The 9169-nt window shown below is 44.4% G+C and carries 10 protein-coding genes and 1 other annotated feature; of the genes, 6 read left to right on the top strand and 4 right to left on the bottom strand.

What is annotated here, in order from left to right:
• Window positions 1-15 precede the first annotated feature (15 nt).
• From hisG to IM753_RS12255, 4 genes are all read right to left on the bottom strand, one after another.
• Window positions 16-906, bottom strand: a complete 891-nt coding sequence (gene hisG / locus IM753_RS12270; protein ID WP_065256943.1) for an ATP phosphoribosyltransferase — start codon at window positions 904-906, stop codon at window positions 16-18.
• Window positions 907-1071: 165 nt separating this feature from the next.
• Window positions 1072-1194, bottom strand: a sequence feature (His leader region).
• Between the two features lie 149 nt (window positions 1195-1343).
• Window positions 1344-2357 carry a PTS transporter subunit IIC gene (locus IM753_RS12265; protein ID WP_194092751.1) on the bottom strand — a complete coding sequence of 338 codons (1014 nt, stop codon included), beginning with the start codon at window positions 2355-2357 and terminating at the stop codon, window positions 1344-1346.
• A gap of 69 nt (window positions 2358-2426) precedes the next feature.
• A complete protein-coding gene (gltA, locus tag IM753_RS12260) occupies window positions 2427-3704 on the bottom strand; it encodes a citrate synthase (RefSeq protein ID WP_194109407.1) in 1278 nt (425 codons plus the stop codon).
• Between the two features lie 14 nt (window positions 3705-3718).
• Window positions 3719-3889: a hypothetical protein gene (locus IM753_RS12255; protein ID WP_156065264.1), complete on the bottom strand. Its 171-nt coding sequence runs from the start codon at window positions 3887-3889 to the stop codon at window positions 3719-3721.
• A gap of 896 nt (window positions 3890-4785) precedes the next feature.
• Here IM753_RS12255 and sdhC point away from each other — a divergent pair.
• From sdhC to IM753_RS12225, 6 genes are all read left to right on the top strand, one after another.
• Entirely contained in the window at window positions 4786-5166 is a 381-nt protein-coding gene (sdhC, locus tag IM753_RS12250) for a succinate dehydrogenase, cytochrome b556 subunit (protein ID WP_029103420.1), read from the top strand.
• Window positions 5166-5522 (top strand): succinate dehydrogenase, hydrophobic membrane anchor protein, encoded by a 357-nt coding sequence (sdhD, locus tag IM753_RS12245; RefSeq protein ID WP_029103419.1) that lies wholly within the window; start codon window positions 5166-5168, stop codon window positions 5520-5522. Before sdhC ends, sdhD begins: the two co-directional genes overlap by 1 nt.
• Window positions 5523-5563: 41 nt before the next feature.
• Window positions 5564-7417: a succinate dehydrogenase flavoprotein subunit gene (gene sdhA / locus IM753_RS12240; RefSeq protein WP_194109408.1), complete on the top strand. Its 1854-nt coding sequence runs from the start codon at window positions 5564-5566 to the stop codon at window positions 7415-7417.
• A gap of 138 nt (window positions 7418-7555) precedes the next feature.
• Window positions 7556-8266 carry a succinate dehydrogenase iron-sulfur subunit gene (locus tag IM753_RS12235; RefSeq protein ID WP_066887114.1) on the top strand — a complete coding sequence of 237 codons (711 nt, stop codon included), beginning with the start codon at window positions 7556-7558 and terminating at the stop codon, window positions 8264-8266.
• A gap of 347 nt (window positions 8267-8613) precedes the next feature.
• The gene (locus IM753_RS12230; RefSeq protein ID WP_065256939.1) at window positions 8614-8901 is read left to right on the top strand and encodes a hypothetical protein; all 288 of its coding nucleotides are present in this window, start codon (window positions 8614-8616) and stop codon (window positions 8899-8901) included.
• Window positions 8898-9140, top strand: coding sequence for a hypothetical protein (locus IM753_RS12225; protein WP_065256938.1), 243 nt, complete (start codon window positions 8898-8900; stop codon window positions 9138-9140). Before IM753_RS12230 ends, IM753_RS12225 begins: the two co-directional genes overlap by 4 nt.
• The last annotated feature ends 29 nt before the right edge of the window (window positions 9141-9169 follow it).

Raw genomic sequence — 9169 nt, 5'->3', positions numbered from 1 at the left:
CAAAAAACCAAAAAATCAAATCATCATTTTTTCAATCGGCAATACCAAAATAGAGCTGGCACCGACTGTTTTTAGGGCTTCCATCGTCTCCCAAAATAGGGTCTCTTGACTGACGATATGCACCGCCACTTTACCATCATCGCTGGCAAGCGGTAAAATGGTGGGGTTTTCCACGCCGGGTAAGAGCTTGATGATGTCGTCAAGTTTGTCTTTTGGGGCGTGTAGCATGATGTATTTGCTTTCACGAGCCTGTTCCACGCCTGTCATACGAGTGAGTAGTTTGTCCACTAGGGCTTGTTTGTCGGCAGGTAGGGGGTCGCTTTTTTGGATAAGGCAGGCTTTTGAGCGAAAAATCACGTCCACTTCTTTTAGCCCGTTGGCTTCCAAGGTTACCCCGCTTGACACCAAATCACAAATGGCGGACGCAATCCCTGCACTTGGGGCAACTTCTACCGAGCCTGTGAGCAGGCAGTTTTTGAACGGTACGCCTTGATTGTCCATGTAGCGTTTTAAAAGATTGGGGTAACTTGTGGCGATACGCTGATTGGCAAGACTACTAAGTCCTTGATATTCGGTATCTTTTGGTACGGCAAGCGACAGACGGCATTCGCCAAAGTCTAGGACTTTTAATTTTTTAAAATCCACCGTTTGTCCACGACTGGCACGGTCAAGCTCGCATTCTTCTAGCACGTTTTCGCCCACAAAGCCCAAATCCGCCACGCCATCAAACACCAAAGCAGGAATGTCATCATCTCGCACACGCAACAGCTCAATGGCTTCGTTTTTGGCATAGACGATTAGGCGGTCTTTGTTGTAATGAAACTTGATACCGCACGCCTTTAATAAGTCTTGGCAGTCGGTGCTTAATCTGCCTGATTTTTGAATGGCGATTTTTAGGCGATTCATAATTTTTCCTTTAAGATTAAAAAAGCATGGTAGTAGCTTAAAAAATATACTGAACTGGTTTTCCGTTCGCCCTGAGCTTGTCGAAGGGTGAAAGAAAACCTTTTCATGGTTCGACAAGCTCACCACGAACGGTTTTCTTGTAACATACTTTTGAACCAGAACCAAAACAAAAAACCCTTGAAATTGCTTTCAAGGGTTGATACCGTCTTTTGTGCCATCGCCTTGAAAGTCTTTTTTCTTTCAAGCAAAACCACACGCCCAAAAGAATTTTAGGAGTGATGGTGATGATGACGAGTGGCGATAACAGGGTAATTCATGGTAAATAACATATAAAAAGTTTTGAATACGGACATTATCATAAGGTATTTTTTGCTAAATGGCAAGCGTTATTTTTGCAAAATGTTTGATATTTTTTAAATTGATGATGGGAGTAGCACTTACGATTTATCAAGTCGCAAATCACCATCTTTTATCCACGCCATTTTGATAAAAAACCGATAAATCAGCCAGCACAGTAGTGCAGGCAGGACAAAATGAAACGCCCCAATCAGCACCCAAACATGGGCGGATGTTCCCATGACATCAAGCGTGCCAATCTGCCCGACCAGTCCGCTTGTCCCCATGCCTGCCCCGCTTGGGATGTTTTGCATGCCAAACATGACCGTGGCAAAGGGAGCTAGGATTGCCCCTGTCAAGATGGGCGGTAGCCACAGTTTGGGATTTTTGACGAGATTGGGCAGTTGTATCATGCTTGTCCCCAGACCGCAGGCGAGTGCCGTGCCTATGCCGTTGTCCTTGTGGCTCATGACCGCAAAGCCTATCATTTGGGCGGCACAGCCCACGGTGGCAGCCCCTGCCCCAAGACCGCTTAGTCCCAAACTGATGGCGATGGCGGCACTGGACACAGGTAAGGTTAGTAGCACGCCCATGACGACCGCCACCATCATGCTCATGATGATGGGGCTAAGTCCCATCGCCCATGTGATGACATCAGAGATACCCATGAGAGCAGATGAGATGAGTGGGCTTAGGGTGTGGGCGACGACTGCCCCTGTCAGTAGCGTGGTCAGGGGCGTGACGATGATGTCAAGTGGCGTGGTGCGATGGACGAATTTGCCACACTCTGCCGCTATGATGACAGCGACCAATGCCCCTATCGGGCTTGCCCCCATGAGTCCGACCGTGGTACAAGCAAGCATGACCAAAGGCGGTGCCTTGATGCCATATGCCACGCCCACGCCAATGGCAACGCCCATCATGCTTTGGGCTTGACTGCCGACATCAACAAGCCACGGCATGGACAGCCATGTACCCATGTTTTTTAAAATAAGCCCCAAAATCAGCGTGCCAAACAGCCCTAACGCCATAAAGTTTAGAGCGTCTATGCCATAACGCTGGAATGAAAAAACGATGTTTTGCTTGGCAAGATGAGCAGATAAGCGGTTGTTCATGATGATGGTCTTGTAAAAAATCCCCCAATCGCTTGGGGGATTTTATGGTCATTTGTTAAAAGACAGGCATTATTTGCGGTCTTCCACTTTGACAAAAGCACGGTGTTTTTCACCCACATAACGCTGACGTGGACGACCGATTTTGAATGCTTCTGAGTGCATTTCTGTCCAGTGAGCAATCCAGCCTGCCGTGCGAGCTAGGGCAAAGATAACAGTGAACATAGACGTTGGAATGCCAATCGCTTTTAGGATGATGCCAGAGTAGAAGTCTACGTTTGGATAGAGCTTACGCTCAATGAAGTAGGGGTCGTTTAGTGCGATTTTTTCTAGCTCCATAGCAAGGGCAAGCTTGGGGTCATTTACGCCCAAGGCACCTAACACTTCATCGCAAGTCTCTTTCATGACTTTGGCACGGGGGTCAAAGTTCTTATAGACACGGTGTCCAAAGCCCATGAGCTTGGCTTCTTTGGTCTTAACTTTTTCCATGAATGGAGCAACATTTTCGATAGAGCCAATCTCATCAAGCATGGTCAATACCGCTTCGTTGGCACCACCGTGTGATGGCCCCCATAGGGCAGCGATACCTGCTGCGATACAGGCATAAGGGTTGGCACCTGTTGAGCCTACCAAACGTACGCTTGATGTTGATGCGTTTTGCTCGTGGTCAGCGTGTAGGGTAAAGATTTTGTCCATCGCTTTGACCAATACAGGGTCTGGCTTGTAATCTTTGTCGCCAGGGGTGGCAAACATCATGTATAGAAAATTTTCGGCGTAGCTAAAATCCTTGCGTGGATACATGAACGGCTCGCCAATTGAGTATTTGTAGCTCATGGCAGCAAGGGTTGGGGCTTTTGCAATCAAGTCCACACAAGTGTCATCACGATGTTGTGGGTCTGAGATGTCTAGGTGGTTGTGATAAAACGCTGACAACGCACCGACCACGCCAAGCATAATCGCCATTGGGTGGGCATCACGGCGAAAACCTTCAAAGAATTTACGCAACTGGTCATGTACTGCCATGTGGTCATTGATGCGTGTGTAGAATTTGTCTTTTTCTTCGGCGTTTGGCAAGTCGCCATAGAGTAGGGCATAGCAGACTTCTAGGTAGTCGGCATTGTCCGCCAAATCGTCAATGGCATAGCCACGGTGCAAAAGCTCGCCTTTGTCGCCGTCAATATAAGTGATTTTGGATTCTACGGGGGCGGTCGCCATGAATCCTGGGTCATATGTCCAAAGACCTGCTTTTGCCACCGCACTTACGTCCAATACAGGGCGACCTAATGTGCTTTCTAGGACTGGCATTTCATATTCCGTGCCGTCCACGACTAATTTCACTTGTTGTGTCATAATAATAACCTTATTTAATGGTGCCTAAATCCTGACCCAAAAGCCTTATCCTGCTTGGTTTGGGCTAATTTGGCATTGTGAATTTGCATGCTGGCAGGTAACCGAGCATGATGTCCTTGGTCTTGTTGGTCGCTGAATTCCTTGCAACGTGCGTCCGTTTGCCAAAGCAAAGGCATGTTGCTCATCATCGCCATCAAGTATCATGATGATACAAAAACTTTGCCAAACTTACAAGCCCTAGCACGATAAATTCCTTAAAAAATTGTAATTAATCTCCAAGTCCTTACACTCATTCACTTTTTTGCCTAAGCTTATCTTGTTCCGACCGTCCAAATCGTAAAAACCTTAGCCATCATACGGATTTTTTGACATATTTTGTAACAATATTATCGTCAAAGTGGTTAAAATTTTAGCAAAAAATTTGACGTCGGTTACATAAAAGTTGTAATTTTGTTTGTAAAATTTGTTCAAGCGTTTTATAATTTATCTGTTTAACTTGGCAGGTCATTTTAAAAAACGATAATCAATTTCATTGTCAATAGGGTAACACGACATTTGATAAATTTTGTGATAAGTTTTGTGATAATTTCACAAAAAATTTAACAAAAAGTTTGGTAAAAGCCTGTGAAATTTTACCGATAAATGCTCTCAAATGTGCTGTTTGGACAAGGTTTTTAAAAGATTAAAGATTTTTAATGATTTGTAAAAGTAAAAATAGCGAAGTGTTTAAGCCTGATGGCTTTTGCATGGTTGCTTGGCACGCTGATACTGTGTGATACAAGCGACATTGATTTAACGCTGTGTTCAGACTTCTTATTTTTAAAGACAGCCTGACGGTGTGATTTTTTGCGTTTAAAAATTTAAAATATCTTTCTATATAATATTCATGATGCTCATGCCGACTTATGTAGGGTAACTCATCAGATTTGGCGGATAAAACCAAAACCGATATTTTAAGTTTTTAATTTTACAATTGAAAGGCCGTTTTGTATTTTAATTGTGGCAAAAATCACCCAAAAAGCCAGCTCTCCTTGCCGTCTTGTTCGTTTTGTACGGCTCATTTTGATAAGGACGCCCGCTCGTGAAAGATAACCGACCGATTAACTTACCCCTAAGCCAAGTGATTGCGGTGAACTCAAAGTCCCCAATCGCTATGGCTTCTATTTTGCACCGTGTATCAGGCATTGTGCTGTTTTTGCTTGTGCCTGTCATGCTGTGTATTTTACAGACATCACTGTCATCGCCAGAAGGGTTTGAGACGGTGCTAAATAATATCGCCCTTAGGTTTGTGGCGTGGATTTTTGTGGCGGCGACCGCTTACCATTTTGTCATGGGAGTTAAGCACTTACTTGCTGACCTTGGCATGAACGAAGAGTTCAAATCAGGTAAGACGGCGGCGATTGTGAGCTTTGTTATCGCATTTGTCTTGATTATTGCGTCCTTTGTGTGGGTGATGTTCTAATGAAAAGAAACAATTCAGGCATTAAAAGTGCCACAGGTCTGACAGGTTCAGGCTCTCGTGATTGGGTGCTACAACGTATCAGTGCGGTGGTGCTTGCCCTTTATTCTGTGGTGTTGGTAGGATTTTTCCTATTTAATCAAGTGGATTATCAAGCATGGCATGGCTTTATGATGAGCTTGCCCATGAAGTTATTTAGCCTTGTGGCGATTTTGTCGCTCGTGTTTCACGCATGGGTGGGTATGTGGACGGTATTTACCGACTATGTCAAATCGTCAGGACTGCGTATTGCTCTACAAGGCGTGGTCATCGTTGCCATTTTGGCGTATCTGTTTTGGGGTGTGATGATTTTTTGGTAATTTTCCAAAATCGTCCTTTTTAAATATTCATAGGAAAAATAATTATGGCATTAGCACCAGAAAAACCCATTGAAAATATCCCCACCCTAAACTTTGACGCGGTCATCGTTGGCGGTGGCGGTTCAGGCATGAGAGCGTCTTTACAGCTCGTTGAAGGCGGTATGAAAGTTGCCGTTTTGACCAAAGTATTCCCAACCCGTAGCCACACTGTTGCCGCCCAAGGGGGTATCGGTGCGTCATTGGGTAACATGAGTCCTGACAACTGGCATTTTCACTTTTATGACACCGTTAAAGGCTCTGACTGGCTGGGCGACCAAGACGCCATTGAATATATGTGCCGTGAAGCCCCAAAAGTCGTGTACGAGCTTGAGCATATGGGTATGCCTTTTGACCGTAACGCAGACGGCACGATTTATCAGCGTCCGTTTGGTGGACACTCTGCCGAATACGGAGCAAAACCTGTTCCCCGTGCGTGTGCGGCAGCCGACCGTACAGGACACGCTCTTTTGCACACTCTGTACCAAAAGAACCTAGAAAAAGGCACGCAGTTTTTTGTGGAGTGGATTGCCCTTGACCTTATCAAGGACGCAGACGGCAATATCAATGGCGTGATTGCCCTTGACCAAGAAACAGGCAACATCTCAGTATTCCAAGCTCAGACCACAATCCTAGCAACAGGCGGTGCAGGACGTATTTTCCGTGCCTCAACCAACGCCTACATCAACACAGGGGACGGTCTTGGCATGGCGGTGCGTGCAGGCATTCCTTTGCAAGACATGGAATTTTGGCAATTTCACCCCACAGGCGTGGCAGGAGCGGGCGTGCTTTTGACCGAAGGCTGTCGTGGTGAAGGTGCGATTTTGCGTAACAAGCATGGTGAGCCGTTCATGGAGCGTTATGCACCGACACTAAAAGACTTAGCCCCCCGTGATTTCGTCTCTCGTTCTATGGACCAAGAGATTAAAGAAGGGCGTGGCTGTGGTCCTAATGGCGACTACATTTTGATGGACATGACGCATTTGGGTCTGGACACCTTGATGAAGCGTTTGCCGTCTGTGTTTGAGATTAGCCACAACTTTGCCAACGTGGACATCGCCAAAGAAGCCGTGCCTGTCGTGCCTACCATTCACTATATGATGGGCGGTATCCCAACCAACATTCACGGTCAAGTAACCGTGCCTGTGCTAGACGGTCATGTGGACGAACAAGGTCTATATACCGAAGGTCGTGTGGTTAAAGGCTTGTACGCCATTGGCGAATGTGCGTGTGTGTCAGTACACGGTGCAAACCGTCTAGGCACGAACTCACTGCTTGACCTAGTGGTGTTTGGTCGTGCGGCAGGTCAGCATATCCTAGATGAATTTGCCAAATCAGACCGCAGTTATAAGCCACTTGACCCGCGAGTGCTAGACTTTACCCAATCTCGTCTTGATAAGCTACAAAACTCTACCGAAGGCTACAACGCCCAAGAAGTTGCCGATGAGATTCGTAATACCATGCAGGCTCATGCTGGCGTGTTCCGTACGCAAGCACTCATGGACGAAGGCGTAGAAAAAATCATGGCATTGGCTCCAAAAGTTGCCCAAATCCACCTAAAAGACAAATCAGCCGTCTTTAACACCGCTCGCATTGAGGCACTCGAAGTTGCCAACCTATATGAAGTGGCAAAAGCGACCATGCTATCAGCATCCTTGCGTCATGAATGCCGTGGTGCTCATAGCGTGCTAGATTATGAAAAGCCAGAAGATGACAGCCATGCGCCACTAGGACGTAATGACCATGAATGGATGAAGCACACGCTATGGTATTCTGATGGTAATCGTGTAATTTATAAACCTGTACGCAAAAAGCCTTTGACTGTGGATTACTGTGAGCCACGAGTGCGTACGTTCTAATTTTGATGAGTTGTTTTAATGAGTTGGGTTAAAAGCTCAACTTTTAAAAGCCGATTTTCAAAATTTATCATTTCAAATTTAATTAGGTTATTTTTAACAAAAACGGTTAAAAATCCCAAATTTCCAATGGAGAAACCCATGAGTCGAGGCAAACGCATTATAGAGATTTATCGTTACGACCCAGACAAAGACAAAGCCCCCTATATGCAAAGCTACGAGATTGAGCTGTTAGATACGGATCGTATGCTACTAGATGTATTACTGCGTCTAAAAAAACAGGATGAGACCTTAACCTTTCGTCGTTCATGCCGTGAGGGCATCTGTGGCTCAGATGGCATGAACATCAATGGTAAAAATGGCTTGGCGTGCCTGATTAATATGAATACCCTGCCAGAGAAAATCATCATTCGTCCCCTGCCGGGTCTGCCCGTCATCAAGGATTTGGTGGTGGACATGAACCAATTCTACGCCCAGTACGAAAAAGTTCATCCGTTCCTAATCAATTCACAACCTGCTCCGCCAAAAGAGCGTTTGCAGTCGCCAGAAGACCGTGAGAAGATGAATGGCTTGTATGAGTGTATCTTATGTGCGTGCTGTTCTACATCTTGTCCGTCATTTTGGTGGAACCCAGATAAGTTCTTGGGGCCGTCAGCCCTACTTAACGGCTACCGCTTTATCATCGACAGCCGTGATACCGACACTCAAGCTCGTCTGGCCAGGCTTGATGACCCATTTAGCTTGTTCCGTTGCCGTGGTATCATGAACTGCGTGTCTGTGTGTCCTAAGGGTCTAAACCCCACTAAGGCTATCGGTCATATTCGTAATATGCTACTTGACGCTGGTGGCTAAATTAGTTTGGTGCTTTTTAAAACCGTGCTTATTCAAGTGCGGTTTTTTATTGTAAATTGGGTTTGCTTTTTGTGTTGTGAATGATGTCCAAACCACAAAAGTACCACAAACGCCATTTTGAGCGTGGGTGTGTCATACGCACTTTGTGATTATGAATTGGGGCGATTTTAAATTTATCTGAGTATACGCTTATTTCCTTTGCATTATTTGATGAATAGGTCTACAATGGTTTAAATTTTTTGACTGGTAATTTAATTTTTTGTTTGGCATGGGTTTTTCCAACAATTAGGTTTTGAAAGATGTTATAAATATTTATATAATTTTTATATATCAGTAGGGAGGCAAATATGAGTGCAATCAAAAGAAAAATCCTATTTTTCTTTATTTTTTTACCTATACCAATCATTTTATCTATAAAGCCCATTATTGCAATTATAGAAGAGGATAGGTATATCTCAATAGACCTTCTTGATGGGTTGTCTTATAATGTCAATAATAAAAAAGGCACAAGTGTCTACGTCAGGGATAATCATGGTAGGGCATATAGTGCAAAATGTGGCGAGTTTGTTGGCACAGAAAATGCCCTTTGCTCTGATAAAAAAATTTTGGCTATGATTTTACTGGTTATGGTGTGAGTATTGTCTCGTTTACAGATAGAAAGAATAATAATATTAATGATGTTATTATCCTTAGAGGTAAGTTTGTCAACCAAACGACCCAAGAAATTATCTATGTTTCTACGCCAAAGAGTGATATAGGTAGAGTGCAAAGTTATTTTGAGAAAACTGGATATACAAAGTGGTTTTTGATTTTAATTATTGTTATTATATACATTGAATTAATTTTTGGTAAAAATAAGGAGCAAGCAAAATGACAGCATTTAATTACGCTAAGTTAAAGTTT

This window comes from Moraxella sp. K127 (assembly GCF_015223095.1).
Classification (GTDB): Bacteria; Pseudomonadota; Gammaproteobacteria; order Pseudomonadales; family Moraxellaceae; genus Moraxella.
Note: the sequence above shows the minus strand (reverse complement) of the source record. Positions and strands in the feature narration are given on the sequence as shown.